Genomic DNA, 14,396 nt, shown 5'->3' on the forward strand with positions numbered 1-14,396 from the left:
GGAGATCCGCACGCGCCCGGTCCCGGCGCGGGGCCGCGGTGCGGCTCGGCCTGATGGCCGTGCCCGTCGCGTTCTTCGCCGTGTTCTTCGCCTACCCGGTCGCCGCGATCGTGGGCCGGGGGCTCAAGGCGGACGGCGTCTGGCAGTTCGGCCGGTTCGGCGAGGTGCTGGCCCGGCCGGAGATCCGGGACGTCCTCTGGTTCACGCTGTGGCAGGCCCTCGCCTCGACCGCGCTGACCCTGCTGATCGCGCTGCCCGGCGCTTATGTCTTCGCCCGGTTCGACTTCCCCGGCAAGCAGGTGCTGCGGGCCGTCGTCACGGTGCCGTTCGTGCTGCCGACCGTCGTCGTGGGCACCGCCTTCCTCGCGCTGCTCGGGCGCGGCGGGCTGCTGGACGAGTGGTGGGGCGTACGGCTCGACACCACCGTGTGGGCGATCCTGCTGGCCCACGTGTTCTTCAACTACGCGGTCGTCGTCCGCACCGTCGGGGGGCTCTGGGCGCAGCTGGACCCGCGCCAGGAGGAGGCCGCCCGGGTGCTCGGCGCGAGCCGGTTCACCGCCTGGCGGCGCGTCACGCTGCCCGCGCTCGCCCCGGCCGTGGCGGCCGCCGCGCTGATGGTCTTCCTCTTCACCTTCACCTCCTTCGGGGTCGTGCAGATCCTCGGCGGGCCCGGCTTCTCCACGCTGGAGGTGGAGATCTACCGGCAGACCGCGCAACTGCTCGCCCTGCCCACGGCCGCCGTGCTGACGCTCGTGCAGTTCGCCGCGGTCGGCGCGATCCTCGCCGTGCACGCCTGGACCGTACGCCGCAGGGAGCGCGCGCTGAAGCTGGTCGACCCGGCGCAGACGGCGCGCAGGCCGCGGGGGGCCGGGCAGTGGGCCCTGCTCGGCGGGGTGCTGCTGTGCGTGCTGCTCCTGGTCCTGCTGCCGCTCGCCGTACTCGTGGAACGCTCGCTCGACGGCTCCGGTTTCGCCTACTACCGCGCGCTCACCTCGGCGGACGCCAACAGCGGTACGTTCCTCGTCGCGCCCATCGAGGCCATCGGGAACTCGCTGCGCTACGCCCTCGTCGCGACCCTGATCGCCCTCGTCGTCGGCGGGCTCGCCGCCGCCGCGCTCACCCGGCGGGCGGGCCGGCTCGTCCGCGGCTTCGACGCACTGCTGATGCTGCCGCTCGGGGTGTCCGCGGTCACCGTCGGCTTCGGCTTCCTGATCACCCTGGACAAGCCGCCGCTGGACCTCAGGACGTCCTGGATCCTGGTGCCGCTCGCCCAGGCGCTGGTCGGGGTGCCCTTCGTCGTACGGACCATGCTGCCGGTGCTGCGGGCGGTGGACGCCCGGCTGCGCGAGGCGGCGGCGGTGCTCGGGGCCTCGCCGCTGCGGGCCTGGCGCGAGGTGGACTTCCCGCTCGTACGGCGGGCCCTGCTGGTCGCCGCCGGATTCGCGTTCGCCGTGTCGCTGGGGGAGTTCGGCGCGACCGTGTTCATCGCGCGGCCGGACAACCCGACGCTGCCGGTTGCTGTGGCCCGGCTCCTCGGCCGGTCCGGGGACCTGAACTACGGCCAGGCCATGGCCCTCAGCACCATCCTGATGCTCGTGTGCGCGGTGTCGCTGCTGCTGCTCGAACGCATCCGCACCGACCGATCCGGGGAGTTCTGAACGATGCTGACGCTCGAATCGGCCACCGTCCGCTTCGGTGACCGGACCGCGCTCGAAGGGGTCGACCTGGAGGTCGCCGACCACGAGACCGTCTGCGTCCTCGGGCCGAGCGGCAGCGGCAAGTCCACCCTGCTGCGCCTGGTCGCCGGACTCCAGGAGCCGGACGGCGGCCGGGTCCTGCTCGACGGCACCGACCAGGACGGCATCCCGGTCCACCGGCGCGGCCTCGGCCTGATGTTCCAGGACCACCAGCTCTTCCCGCACCGGGACGTCGGTGCCAACGTCGCCTTCGGCCTGCGGATGCACGGGGCCGGCCGGGGCGAACAGGACCGCCGGGTCGCCGAACTCCTCGACCTCGTGGGCCTTCCCGGCGCCGAACGCCGTGCCGTCGCCGCGCTCTCCGGCGGCGAGCAGCAGCGCGTCGCCCTCGCGCGGGCCCTCGCCCCCCGCCCCAGGCTGCTGATGCTCGACGAGCCCCTGGGCCAGCTGGACCGCAGCCTGCGCGAGCGACTCGTCGTGGAACTGCGCGCCCTCTTCGGCCGCCTCGGCACCACCGTGCTGGCCGTCACCCACGACCAGGGCGAGGCGTTCGCGCTGGCCGACCGGGTCGTCGTGATGCGCGAGGGCCGCGTCGCCCAGGTGGGCACCCCGCTGGAGGTGTGGCAGCGCCCCGCGTCCGCCTTCGTGGCCCGGTTCCTGGGCTTCGACAACGTGGTCGAGGCGACCGTCGAGGGGGACGCGGCGGACACGGCCTGGGGCGAGGTGCCGGTGCCGGCGGGGTCACCGCAGGGCGCGTGCGATCTGCTGGTGCGGCCGGCCGGGGTGCGGATCGGCGGGCCGGAGGCGGGGCTGCGCTGCGTCGTGGGCGCGCGCACGTTCCGGGGCAGCCATGTCGCCGTGACCCTGCACCCGGAGCGCGGTCCGGTGCTGGAGGCGGAGTGCCCGCTGCGCGGGACGCCGGAGGAGGGCGAGCGGGTGGGCGTCGGCTTCGACGCGTCGGAGTGCGTGGTGCTGCCCGCGCTGTTCTGAGGGTCTACGCCCCCGAGAGGCGGGCGAGGGCGTCGGGCGCCTCCTCCACCGTGTCGACCAGGGCGATGCGGGCCTCCATCGTCCGGCCGGCCGCCAGCGTGCGCAGAAGTGGCCAGGCGGGAAGCTCGCGCGTCCAGTGGTCGTGTCCCACCAGCACCATCGGGACGGGTTCGCCGCGTGACTCGTAGTAGTTCGGGGTGGCGCTGTCGAAGATCTCCTGGACGGTGCCGGCCGCACCGGGGAGGAAGATCACGCCCGCGCCGGACCGGGACAGCAGCCCGTCCTCCCGCAGCGCGTTGGTGAAGTACTTGGCGATGTGTCCGGCGAACGGATTCGGCGGCTCGTGGCCGTAGAACCAGGTGGGGATCGACACGGACGGGCCGCCGTCCGGCCAGCGCTCCCGTACCGCGAAGGCGGCCCGCGCCCAGGCGGTGACCGAGGGGGTGAAGGACGGCACCGCGCCGAGCATCGCGCACGCCTCGTCCAGCATCGCGTCCGGGTGCGGCGCCGCGTACGCGCCCAGGTTGGCCGCCTCCATGGCGCCCGGGCCGCCTCCGGTCGCCACGGTGAGGCCGCTGCGGGCCAGGGTCCTGCCGAGCCGGGCCGCCGCCGCGTAACCGGCGCTGCCCCGGGGCGTCGCGTGGCCGCCCATCACACCGGCCACCCGGGCCCCGGCGAGCGCCTCCTCCAGCGCGTCCGAGATCGCGTCGTCGTGGAGCGCCCGGAGCATCGAGGCGAACGCGTCCCCGTCCGACCGGGTCCGCCGGAACCAGTCGTAGGCCAGGGCGTCCGGCGTGGCCGCGTAACCCTCCCGCGCGAGTCCGTCGTAGAGCGCGTCGGGGGAGTAGAGCAGGCCCCGGTACGGGTCGAAGGGCAGGCCGGGGACGGGCGGGAAGACGAAGGCGCCGCCGGCCCGGACCTTCTCCTCGGGGCCGGGCTCCATCGGGCAGCCGAGGAACACCGCGCCCGCGGTGTCCGTGGCCAGCAGCGCCGCGCTCCGCCCCGTCAGGTCCACCGACTGCACGCGGCGTCCGGCCAGCGAACCGGCCGCCACCGCCGCGTCGAACTCGGCCAGCGACTCGATCTCGTCGCCGTGGCCGCTCCTGTGCTCGTCCGGGCTCTCCACGCCGCTCATGCTACGAAACGCTCATCCGATCCGGGCGGGCACCCGGAAACGCGCGAAACCGGCCGGACGGAACGCCCGGCCGGTCCGGTGATCGCGTCCAGCCGCGCTCAGGGGGTCAGCGGCAGCGCGGCCAGCTCTGCGATCGCCCAGGTGAGCGGGGCGAAGAAGACCAGCAGCGCCCCGGCGCGCAACGCCGTCGCCGCGCGCAGCGCCGAGGCCGGGGCGCCGAGCCGCAGCAGCGCCCTGGCCGTCTCCGCGCGGGCCTGCCGGGCCTCCAGGGCCGAGGTCAGCAGCGTCGCCGTGGTGCAGCCGACGACGAGCACCGCCCCCAGGGCCGTGAGCGGGCCGAACGGCCGGGGCCCCGTCCCGTACAGCGCGAAGGCGGCGATGACCGCCGACAGGACCGCGCAGACGATGCCCAGCGGGCGGCCGATCCGGCGCGCCTCGTCCATCAGGACCCGGCCGGCCAGCAGGCGTACGGCCCCGGGCCGGACCGTCTGGAGCAGCTTGCCGCACAGGTGGGTCAGGCCGGGGCCCGCCGTGGCCAGGCCGATCGCCGTCAGCGTCCAGCCGACGAGCACCGAGGCCGGGGTGGCGTCCAGCTTGCCGGGAAGCGGGAAGGGGCTGCCGGGCGTGCCCCGGCTCGCGTACGCCTCGACGGCGAGCCCGGCGGCGGTCAGGGCGACGCCCCAGGGCAGCCCGGCCGGCGGAGCGGCGGGGGCGGGAATCTCCGCGGCGGGCACCAGGTCGCCGCCGTCGTCCGTCTCGCGAGCGGCCCCCGAGGCCCGGCCGCGCAGCGCCAGCGCACTGGCCGTCGCGGCCGCCACCGGCACCAGGGCCAGCAGGAGGAGGACGGCGGCGACGGGCAGTGACGCGTCCGCGCCGAGCAGGTCGGCGGCGGCGCCGTCGAACGGCAGCCCGGTCAGGTCGCCGCGCAGATGGAGGAAGAACAGCAGCGCCACCGCGGAGCCCAAGGTGCACGAGACGGCGGTGGAGATGGCGGCGAGCACGCTGAGCTTCACCGGGCCGAGGCCCACGGCGGAGAGCCCCGTACGCGGCCGGGTGCTCGGGTCCGTACGGGCCACCGCGACGGCGAACTGCACGGTCGCGGCCAGCGGGACGAAGCACCACAGCAGCCGCAGCACCGCCCCCGCCGAGTGGGGGTGCGCGGCGGTGTAGCCGAGGGTGCACAGCAGCAGGAAACCGACCCCGGCGGAGGCGGCCGCGACCAGCAGCCGCCGCATCAGGACCAGCGGATGGGAACCGCGGGCTAGACGGAGAGCGAGCACGCCGCGCGCCCCTCCGGGTCGGCTTCGGCGGGCAGGCCGACGGTGGAGACGCGGCGCCCGTCGAGCAGGGGCACCACACGGTCGGCGAGCGCGGCGATCTCGGCGTCGTGCGTGGCGAGCACCACCGTGATCCCGTGCGAGCGGGCGGCGCTGGTCAGGGTCCGCAGGACGTGCGTGCGGTCCGTGCGGTGCAGCGTCGCGGTCGGCTCGTCGGCGAAGATCACCGAGGGTCCGGCGGCCAGCGCGCGGGCCACGGCGATCCGCTGCCGCTGGCTCTGCTGGAGGGCGTGCGGGCGCTTCTTGGCGTACGGGCCGATGTCCAGGCGCTCCAGCCACTCCATGGCGGCCTTCCGGGCCTCCCGGTGCGAGGAGCCGCGCAGCAGGAGCGGCAGGGCGGTGTTCTCCCAGGTGTTCAGCTCCGGGACGAGCTGCGGCTCGGGCGCGATCCAGCCGAACTTGTCGCGGCGCAGTCGCTCGCGCAGCCTCGGCCCCATCGTGTGCACGGGCACGCTGTTGAACCAGACCTCGCCCTTCTCGGGCACCAGCTGGCCGGAGAGGCAGTGCAGCAGCGTCGTCTTGCCGCTGCCGCGCGGACCGGTCACCGCGAGGATCTCGCCGTCGCGGATGCCCAGGGACACCCCGCCGAGCGCGGGCGAGCCGTTGTGGGAGTGCTGCAGGGAACGCGCCCAGATCACATCGTTGTCCGGCGGGGCCACCATGGCGTACACCTCGGTTCAGATCAGATATCCCGTCCCCGTACGGGGGAACGAAGAGGGGGCCGATCGGTCACTCGGCACCGTAAGGATTCGGGTCGCGGTGAGCGGACAGCACGCGGCCCGGGTCCGCCTCTTCCCACTCGATCGGCCGCATCCGGGCCGCTCCGGGCTCTGGGGGGATGCCTTGCCCGGCACGGCACGGCGGCGCCCGACTACGCTGGCCGTCTCACCCATTGGACATACACGAGGAGGGGTGGCCGTGACCGCCGAGGTACGCCGTCTGCGCAACTACATCAACGGGGAGTTCCGGGACGCCGCCGACGGGCGGACGATCGACGTGGTCAACCCGGTGACCGAGGAGGTCTACGCGACCTCGCCGCTCTCCGGCCCCGCCGACGTCGACGCCGCGATGGCCGCCGCCGCGGCCGCGTTCCCCGCCTGGCGCGACGCCACACCGGCCGAGCGCCAGCGCGCCCTGCTCAAGATCGCGGACGCGTTCGAGGAGCGGGCCGAGGACCTCATCGCCGCCGAGTCCGAGAACACCGGCAAGCCGATCGGGCTGACCCGCACCGAAGAGATCCCGCCGATGGTGGACCAGATCCGCTTCTTCGCGGGCGCCGCCCGGCTCCTGGAGGGGCGCTCGGCCGGCGAGTACATGGAGGGGCTGACCTCCATCGTGCGGCGCGAGCCGGTCGGCGTCTGCGCGCAGGTCGCGCCGTGGAACTACCCGATGATGATGGCCGTCTGGAAGTTCGCCCCGGCGCTCGCCGCGGGCAACACCGTGGTCATCAAGCCGTCGGACACCACACCCGCCTCGACCGTGCTGATCGCCGAGATCATCGGGCAGATCCTGCCCAAGGGCGTCTTCAACGTCATCTGCGGCGACCGCGACACCGGCCGCGCGATGGTCGAGCACCGGACCCCGGCGATGGCCTCCATCACCGGCTCGGTGCGGGCCGGCATGCAGGTCGCCGAGTCGGCCGCCAAGGACGTCAAGCGGGTCCACCTGGAGCTCGGCGGCAAGGCGCCCGTCGTCGTCTTCGAGGACACCGACGTCGCCAAGGCCGTCGAGGACATCTCGGTCGCGGGTTACTTCAACGCCGGCCAGGACTGCACGGCCGCCACGCGCGTGCTGGTCCACGAGTCGATCCACGACGAGTTCGTCACCGCGCTCGCCAAGGCCGCCGCCGACACGAAGACGGGCCTGCCGGACGACGAGGACGTGCTCTACGGCCCCCTCAACAACGCCAACCAGCTGGCCCAGGTCAGCGGCTTCATCGAGCGCCTTCCCGCCCACGCCCGGGTCGAGGCGGGCGGCCACCGGGTCGGTGACAAGGGCTACTTCTACGCCCCGACCGTCGTCTCCGGGCTCAAGCAGGACGACGAGATCATCCAGCACGAGGTCTTCGGCCCGGTCATCACCGTCCAGTCGTTCCGCGACGAGGCACAGGCCGTGGAGTGGGCGAACGGCGTCGAGTACGCCCTGGCCTCCTCGGTGTGGACCAAGGACCACGCGCGCGCCATGCGGATGTCGAAGAACCTGGACTTCGGCTGCGTCTGGATCAACACCCACATCCCGCTGGTCGCCGAGATGCCGCACGGCGGTTTCAAGAAGTCCGGTTACGGCAAGGACCTCTCGGCCTACGGCTTCGAGGACTACACGCGCATCAAGCACGTGATGACGTCCATCGAAGGCTGAGCGCCCCCCTCCGCGCCCCCGTGCGAACCGGCCGGTTCACACGGGGGCGCGGCTCTTGCGACGCTGTACCGGGGGTGGCGTAAAGAGCCGGTAAATGCGGGCGTACGCTGCGGACATGAGCGAGCGACACGCCCTGCGAAGGCGTATACGCGTGTGGTTGGCCGTCTTCATCGTCTGTCTGGTTCTGAGCGGTCTGACGGCCTTCCCGCTCGTCCACGAACTGCGCTGGACCGAGGACCTGCTGACGTCCTCGGCCTCTCCCGTCCCCGAGCACTTTCCCGGCCTGCTGGACTGGATCACCCGCGTCCGCACCGGCCTCGACGAGGCCGACGCCCGGTATCCCTTCGTGCTGTACGGCACCGACTGGCTGGCCTTCGCCCACCTGGTCATCGCGGTCGCCTTCTACGGGCCCTTCCGCGACCCGGTCCGCAACATCTGGGTGATCGAGTTCGGCATGATCGCCTGCGCCGGGATCATCCCCCTCGCGCTGATCTGCGGCCCCATCCGCGACATCCCGTTCTGGTGGTCCGTCATCGACATGTCGTTCGGCGTCTTCGGGGTGGTCCCGCTGCTGGTCGTGCACCGCAAGATCAAGCGCCTGGAAGCCATGGAGCGCGTGCCGGAGCCGGCCGCCGCCTGACTCAGTCGGCCGAAGGTGCCCCGAAGACGGTGGAGACCACGCCCATGACCAGGGCGTTCTCCCCCTCGGCCTTCGCGTCCGTGGAGTTGACGCAGTAGACGAGCGTGCGGGAGAGATCGCGCGTGGCGCCGATTCCCGCGTTGTACCCCCAGCGGCCGCCGGTCTTGCCCCAGACCTGGCGGCCGCCCAGCTTCCAGGTGGACAGGCCGGCGCTGAACGCGGGCGCCTCGCCGCTCACGAAGTCGCGCACCGACGGGTCCGGCAGCGTGAACATCTCCTCCAGCAGCGGACCGCGTACCACCCGGCCCCCGAACAGCGCGGTCAGGAAGCGCTCCAGATCGGCGGTGGTGGAGATGATGTCGCCGGCCGCCCAGCCGTCGGTCGCGCTCCACACGCTGACGTCCCGCAGACCGGTGGTGCCGTCCTCCAGCCGCATGCGCTGGTACCCGTGGTTGTGCGGTCCGTGGATACGCGGGTCGGAACCGGGGAACGACGTGCCGTGCAGACCGAGCGGGGCCAGAATGCGCCGGGAGACCTCCGTCTCGTAGTCGTGCCCGGTGACCCTCTCGATCAGCAGCCCGGCCACCGTGTAGTTGATGTTGAGGTAGTGCTGCCGCGTCCCCGCGGGGAACTCGGGCTCCTTGGCCGTGGCCGAGGCGACCAGCTCACGGGCATCGAATCGGTGGAACCGGTTGGCGTACCACTCCTCCACCGTGTCGCCCGGGAAGTCCGCCGACGGCAGCCCGCTGGTGTGGTTCAGCAACTGGCGTACGGTGACGTCCCCGTACGCCGCGGGGATCAGCTCCGGCAGGTACGAGCGGACCGGGCGGTCCAGGCTCAGCTTCCGCTCGGCGGCGAGCTGGAGGACGGCCGCCGCGGTGAACACCTTGGTCACCGAACCCGCCCGGAAGCGCGCGTCCGGGTCCGCCGGGCGCCGCGTCACCAGGTCGTGGACCCCGGCGGAGCCGCGCCACGCACCCCCGGTACCGCCCAGCCGGATGAGGGCGGCCGTCGCCCCGGCGTCGGGGAGCCCGGCTATGAGGCCGCTCAGCGCCTCGGTGTCCGGGCCGGCCGCCGCCGGTGCGGTGGTGTGCGCCGGGGTGCCCGTCGCGAGCGCCGGGCCTGCGGTGCCTGCCGCGAGGCCGGCGACCAGGGCGGCGGCGAGGACGGTACGGCGGATACGGGCGTGCATCGTGATGCCTCCAGGCAGCGAGATCCGTGGCGGCGGGGTCCCGTGGACCGCGCCGTTGTCGGTCCCATCCTGCTGACCGGGAGGCGCTTGGCGGATCACCGGCGCGGGGGGTTCCCGGCGGGTTCGTTCCTCCCCTGCGCGGGGGAGGCGGACGGCGGTGCTCCCTCCGGCGAGGGAGCGACGAGCCCGGTCTCGTAGGCGTAGATGACAGCCTGGATGCGGTCGCGCAGGCCCAGTTTGGACAGCACGTTGCCCACATGCGTCTTCACCGTGTGGTCGCTGACCACCATCGCCGCCGCGATCTCCGCGTTGGACAGCCCGCGCGCCAGATGCAGCAGTGTCTCGCGCTCCCGGGCGGTGAGCACGCCGAGCCGCCGCTCGTCCGGAACCGCCGCCGCCCGCGCCGGGCGCGAGGTGTACTCGGCGATCAGCAGCCGCGCCACCGAGGGCGCCAGCAGCGAGTCGCCCGCCGCCACCACCCGCACCGCGTGCACGAGATCGTCTCGGCGGACGTCCTTGAGGAGAAAGCCGCTCGCTCCGGCGTGCAGCGCCTCGTACACGTAGGCGTCGGAGTCGAACGTCGTCAGCATGACCGTCCGGCAGGCGGTCCGGGCGCAGATCTCGCGGCAGGCCCCGATGCCGTCCAGGACCGGCATCCGGATGTCCAGCAGGGCCACGTCCGGCCCCAGCCGGCGCACCGCGTCCACCGCCTGCGCCCCGTCGCCCGCCTCGGCCACCACCTCGATGTCCGGCTGGGCGTCCAGGATCATCGCGAAACCGCTGCGGACCAGTTCCTGGTCGTCCGCCACCACGACACGGATCGTCAACTCCCCACCTCCACCGCGGACGTTACCGGTGCCAGTGGCAGTGTCACCTCGACCCGGAACCCCCGCCCGTCCGCCCCCGGACCGCTGCGGGCGCTGCCGCCGTGCGCCACCGCCCGCTCCCGGATGCCGATCAGGCCGTGCCCGCTGCCCGGGGCCGTCCCCGGGCCGCCGCCGTCGTCGGCCACCGAGATGGTCAGGCTGCTCTTCCCGTACGCCAGCAGGACGCCGGCCTCGGAGGCGGCGGCGTGCTTGACCGTGTTGGTCAGGGCCTCCTGCACGATGCGGAACACGGCGCTGTCGGTGTCCCGCGGCAGCGGGCGCTCCGGACCGGTCACCGTGTGGGTCACCGCCAGGCCGCTGGAGCGTACGCGCTCCACCAGCGCCGGGAGTTCGGCCAGCGCCGGCTGCGGGGACCGGGGCGCCCCGGGCCCCCGCCCCTCCTCGCGCAGCACCCCGAGCATCCGCCGCAACTGGACCATCGCGTCCCTGCCGGCCTCCGAGATCGCGTCGAACGCCGCCTCGGCCCGTTCCGGGGCCGTACGGACCGCCACCGGACCGGCCTCCGCCTGGACGATCATCAGGCTCACCGCGTGCGACAGGATGTCGTGCATCTCCCGGGCGATCCGGGCCCGTTCGCGGGCCGCCGCCTGCTCGGCCTCGATCCGCCGGGTGACCTCCAGCTGCCGCGCCCGGTCCTCGACGGCCCGCGTATAGGCCTGACGGGTGTCGGTGAACCGGCCGAACCCGTACGCCGCCGTGAACACCATCAGCGAGAAGACCAGCTCCCGGGTCTCGCCCGTGTTGAGCGCGACCGAGGGGAAGACGTAGGCCAGGGTCAGCGCCCCGCAGAGCCGGCGCGCCGGCGACGGGGCGTGGGCGGCGACGCTGTAGAGCGCGACCAGGCCCGTGTACGGCAGAGTCTGTCCCGGGCCGTCGACCGCCAGCCCGTACAGGCTCTGCGCCACCACCACCGCCAGCAGCACCCGGACCGGGGCCCGGCGCCGCCACAGCAGCGGAAGCACGGTCAGGGTGGTCAGCAGATACGCGGACACCGTCGCGGGTTCGAGGCGCGGGTCGCGGGGGAGCACCCACGGGACGGACACCGCCGCCTGCACCACTAGGACCACACCGATGTCGGTCACCCGGGGCCCCGGGCCGCCGGTCTCCCGCAGCCTCCGCCAGGCGGTACGGGGGCGTATCACGGTCTCCCCCCGGCGGTGTTCCGGTCGATCAGCTTGCGGAGTACGTCGATCCGGTTGGTGGTGACGGAGTCCACGCCGTCGCCGATCAGCCGGCGCATCGTCCGGCCGGTGTCGGCGGTCCAGGCCGAGACCAGCAGCCCGTCGCGGTGGTTGCGGTCCGTCAGCTCCCTGCTTACCAGACCGAACCGGTAGTTCAGCCAGCGCGGCCGGACCGCGTCGAGCAGCGTGGCACGGGGCGGAGCGAGCGTGGTCCAGGTCATCGCGATCTCGGCCGACGGATCGGCCGCCCGCACCCGCAGCATCGCCTCGGGCCCGGCGCAGTAGTAGACCCGCTCCCCGGCCCCGCACTCCCGCACCACGCCCACCGTGCGCTTCACCGATTCCGGCGTGGAGCCCGGCAGATCGATCATCACGCGGTGCGCGCCGACCGCGAGCAGTGCCTCGCGGAGCGTTGGCACACCGCCCGCCGTCAGCTCGGTCACTTCCCTGTGGCTGAGCCGGTCCAGCCGCAGGTCATGGCCCCACAGCCGGTCCAGCGTGACGTCGTGCAGCAGGACCGGCACCCCGTCCCGAGTGATCCGGACGTCGATCTCCACCGCGTCCGCGCCCCGTCCGAGCGCGGAGCGGATCGAGGGCAGGGTGTTCTCGCGGGCGCGGTACGGATCGCCGCGATGGGCGACGGCGGTGACAGGCGTGGCGATGGGCATGGGGCCATTGTCACCGCCCGGGGATCACCGCCCGGTGCTCCGCAGCCAGTTGGTCGTGTACGAGTCGATCTCGTCGGTCAGCGCGCGCTTGCCGGCCGGGTCCAGGAAGGACGCCTCGACCGCGTTCTTCGCGAGCGCGGCCAGACCGTGTTCGTCCAGGCCGAGGATGCGGGCGGCCACCGCGTACTCGTTGTTGAGGTCGGTGCCGAACATGGGCGGGTCGTCGCTGTTGATCGTGACCAGTACCCCGGCCCGGACCATCTCGCGGACCGGGTGCTGCTCGATGTCCTTCACCGCCCGGGTCGCGATGTTGGACGTGGGGCAGACCTCCAGGGCGATGCGCCGCTCGGCGAGGTGGTCGAGGAGCTTCGGGTCGGCGACCGAGCTGGTGCCGTGGCCGATGCGCTCGGCGCGCAGCGCGGTCAGCGCGTCCCAGACGGTCTGCGGACCCGTGGTCTCCCCGGCGTGCGGCACGGAGTGCAGGCCCTCGGCGATCGCGCGGTCGAAGTAGGGCTTGAACTGCGGGCGGTCCACGCCGATCTCCGGCCCGCCGAGGCCGAACGAGACCAGTCCCTCGGGCCGCAGGTCCACCGCGAGCCGGGTGGTCTCCTCGGCGGCCTCCAGGCCGGCCTCGCCGGGGATGTCGAAGCACCAGCGCAGTACGACGCCGAGCTCCCGCTCCGCCGCCTTGCGGGCGTCCTCGATCGCCTCCATGAACCCCTGCTCGGGAATGCCGCGACGGGTCGAGGAGAACGGGGTGACCGTCAGCTCCGCGTACCGGATGTTCTGCCGGGCCATGTCACGGGCGACCTCGTACGTCAGCAGCCGGACGTCCTCCGGGGTGCGGATCAGGTCCACGACCGAGAGGTAGACGTCGATGAAGTGGGCGAAGTCGGTGAAGGTGAAGTAGTCGGCCAGCGCCTCGGGGGCGGTGGGCACCTTGGAGTCGGGGTGGTGCGCGGCCAGCTCCGCGACGATGCGGGGGGAGGCCGAACCGACGTGGTGGACATGGAGCTCGGCCTTGGGCAGCCCCGCGATGAAGGGGTGCAGGTCGGTCATCGGGGCCTCCGTGGGCAGGGAGTGTGACGGGCTCCGGCCGTGGGGCGGCCGGGGCGGGGACGGCAGCCATCGTAGGACGGGCCCGGGCCCGTACCATGACCGCATCACGATGGGGGAGGCCCATGTCAGACAACACGGATCAGCCCGCGGACGGGGCCGCACCGCCCGACCCCTGGGCACCGCCGGAGCGGCGCACGCCCCGCGCGAACCCGGCGGCCCCGGGCAGTCCCGGTTCCTCGGAAGACCCGGCGCCCCCGGTCGGCCGTGTGCCCCTGGACAAGAAGCCCGGCCACGGGAGCCCCGGCCCCGAGGACTCCGCCCACGACGCCTCCGGCCCCGACGCCCCGCGCGCCCCGTCCGACGGCATACCCGGCGACGGCATACCCGGCGACGGCATACCCGGCGACGGCATACCCGGCGACGGCATACCCGGCGCCCCGCGGCCGCCCGCCGTGCACGACCAGCTGACGGTCACCTCCATGCCGGGCGTCGGAACGGGGCCGGGGCCGGAACCGCTGCCGCACCCCGGATTCGGCGCACCGCGGACCGGGCCCGCCGGATGGGCCGCCCCCGGACCGCCCGGGGCCGTGCCCCCGCCGCCCCTCGGGCCGAACGGCCCCGGCCAGGCCGGACCGCCGCCGCAGGACGGCTACCCCGGCGGCCAGCCGCAGTACGGCTACCCCGGCCCGCAGGCCCCGGGCTACGGCTACCCCGGTGCGCAGGCGCCGCAGTACGGCTACCCGGCCTACCCCGGTTACGGGAACCCCTGGGGAGGCCCGGCGCCCGCCAACGGGCTGGGCATCGCGGCCCTGGTGCTCGGCATCATCGCGACGGCCGGCTTCTGCATGTACGGCCTGGGCATCATCCTCGGCATCCTGGCGCTGGTCTTCGGCATCATCGGCCGCGGCCGCGCCCAGCGGGGCGAGGCCGACAACCCGGGCGTGGCACTCGCCGGGATCATCCTCGGCTCCATCGGGATCGTCGTCAGCGCGGCGTTCCTCGGCTTCTTCATCTGGGTCGTGACCAACGACGACTTCGATGACGACGACAGCGGGTCCGACTACGAGCCCGCGCCCGTCTCCCTCGTCGCCGAGGCGCGCGACTATCCGCCGCTGGGGCACTTCTCCGTACGGGCCTGAGCGGACCGGGACCACGGCGCGGGGGGGGGGGGGGCCCCCCCCCCCCCCCCCCCCCCCCCCCCGCGGGCGCGGCGCCCCCCCCCCCCCCCCCCCCCCGCCCCCGCCCCCCCCGC

Annotated in this window: 13 protein-coding genes; 5 read left to right on the forward strand and 8 right to left on the reverse strand. The window is 74.0% G+C overall.

Annotation, left to right across the window (positions count from 1 at the left end):
* Positions 1 to 53: 53 nt before the first annotated feature.
* Complete coding sequence (locus ACLQ2N_RS03500; RefSeq protein WP_425808827.1) at positions 54 to 1,658, forward strand: ABC transporter permease; 1,605 nt, start codon at positions 54 to 56, stop codon at positions 1,656 to 1,658.
* Between the two features lie 3 nt (positions 1,659 to 1,661).
* Positions 1,662 to 2,687, forward strand: a complete 1,026-nt coding sequence (locus ACLQ2N_RS03505; RefSeq protein ID WP_425808829.1) for an ABC transporter ATP-binding protein — start codon at positions 1,662 to 1,664, stop codon at positions 2,685 to 2,687.
* 4 nt (positions 2,688 to 2,691) lie between these two features.
* Here the strand turns inward: ACLQ2N_RS03505 and ACLQ2N_RS03510 are convergent, their stop codons facing one another.
* The 3 genes from ACLQ2N_RS03510 to ACLQ2N_RS03520 all read right to left on the reverse strand — a co-directional run bounded on the left by ACLQ2N_RS03510 (position 2,692) and on the right by ACLQ2N_RS03520 (position 5,821).
* Positions 2,692 to 3,822, reverse strand: a complete 1,131-nt coding sequence (locus tag ACLQ2N_RS03510) for an LOG family protein (RefSeq protein ID WP_425808831.1) — start codon at positions 3,820 to 3,822, stop codon at positions 2,692 to 2,694.
* Between the two features lie 98 nt (positions 3,823 to 3,920).
* A complete protein-coding gene (locus tag ACLQ2N_RS03515; RefSeq protein WP_425808833.1) occupies positions 3,921 to 5,102 on the reverse strand; it encodes a hypothetical protein in 1,182 nt (393 codons plus the stop codon).
* Positions 5,084 to 5,821: an ABC transporter ATP-binding protein gene (locus ACLQ2N_RS03520; RefSeq protein WP_425808835.1), complete on the reverse strand. Its 738-nt coding sequence runs from the start codon at positions 5,819 to 5,821 to the stop codon at positions 5,084 to 5,086. The genes ACLQ2N_RS03515 and ACLQ2N_RS03520 overlap by 19 nt, the downstream gene beginning before the upstream one ends.
* A 256-nt stretch (positions 5,822 to 6,077) precedes the next feature.
* Here ACLQ2N_RS03520 and ACLQ2N_RS03525 point away from each other — a divergent pair, with 256 nt between their 5' ends.
* Positions 6,078 to 7,517, forward strand: a complete 1,440-nt coding sequence (locus ACLQ2N_RS03525) for a gamma-aminobutyraldehyde dehydrogenase (RefSeq protein WP_425808837.1) — start codon at positions 6,078 to 6,080, stop codon at positions 7,515 to 7,517.
* A gap of 115 nt (positions 7,518 to 7,632) precedes the next feature.
* Positions 7,633 to 8,157, forward strand: a complete 525-nt coding sequence (locus ACLQ2N_RS03530; RefSeq protein ID WP_425808839.1) for a hypothetical protein — start codon at positions 7,633 to 7,635, stop codon at positions 8,155 to 8,157.
* 1 nt (position 8,158) lies between these two features.
* Here the strand turns inward: ACLQ2N_RS03530 and ACLQ2N_RS03535 are convergent, their stop codons facing one another.
* The 5 genes from ACLQ2N_RS03535 to ACLQ2N_RS03555 form a co-directional block, all read right to left on the reverse strand.
* Positions 8,159 to 9,349 (reverse strand): serine hydrolase domain-containing protein, encoded by a 1,191-nt coding sequence (locus ACLQ2N_RS03535; RefSeq protein WP_425808841.1) that lies wholly within the window; start codon positions 9,347 to 9,349, stop codon positions 8,159 to 8,161.
* Positions 9,350 to 9,444: 95 nt separating this feature from the next.
* Positions 9,445 to 10,176 carry a response regulator gene (locus tag ACLQ2N_RS03540; RefSeq protein ID WP_425808843.1) on the reverse strand — a complete coding sequence of 244 codons (732 nt, stop codon included), beginning with the start codon at positions 10,174 to 10,176 and terminating at the stop codon, positions 9,445 to 9,447.
* The gene (locus tag ACLQ2N_RS03545; protein ID WP_425808991.1) at positions 10,173 to 11,318 is read right to left on the reverse strand and encodes a sensor histidine kinase; all 1,146 of its coding nucleotides are present in this window, start codon (positions 11,316 to 11,318) and stop codon (positions 10,173 to 10,175) included. Before ACLQ2N_RS03545 ends, ACLQ2N_RS03540 begins: the two co-directional genes overlap by 4 nt.
* A 56-nt stretch (positions 11,319 to 11,374) precedes the next feature.
* Positions 11,375 to 12,085: a glycerophosphodiester phosphodiesterase gene (locus tag ACLQ2N_RS03550; protein ID WP_425808845.1), complete on the reverse strand. Its 711-nt coding sequence runs from the start codon at positions 12,083 to 12,085 to the stop codon at positions 11,375 to 11,377.
* A gap of 24 nt (positions 12,086 to 12,109) precedes the next feature.
* Positions 12,110 to 13,144: an adenosine deaminase gene (locus ACLQ2N_RS03555; protein WP_425808847.1), complete on the reverse strand. Its 1,035-nt coding sequence runs from the start codon at positions 13,142 to 13,144 to the stop codon at positions 12,110 to 12,112.
* A 380-nt stretch (positions 13,145 to 13,524) separates the two neighbouring features.
* Between ACLQ2N_RS03555 and ACLQ2N_RS03560 the strand changes: the two genes are divergently transcribed.
* Positions 13,525 to 14,283, forward strand: a complete 759-nt coding sequence (locus tag ACLQ2N_RS03560; RefSeq protein WP_425808993.1) for a DUF4190 domain-containing protein — start codon at positions 13,525 to 13,527, stop codon at positions 14,281 to 14,283.
* The last annotated feature ends 113 nt before the right edge of the window (positions 14,284 to 14,396 follow it).

The organism is Streptomyces sp. DT224 (assembly GCF_049844595.1).
In the GTDB taxonomy this organism is placed as follows: domain Bacteria; phylum Actinomycetota; class Actinomycetes; order Streptomycetales; family Streptomycetaceae; genus Streptomyces.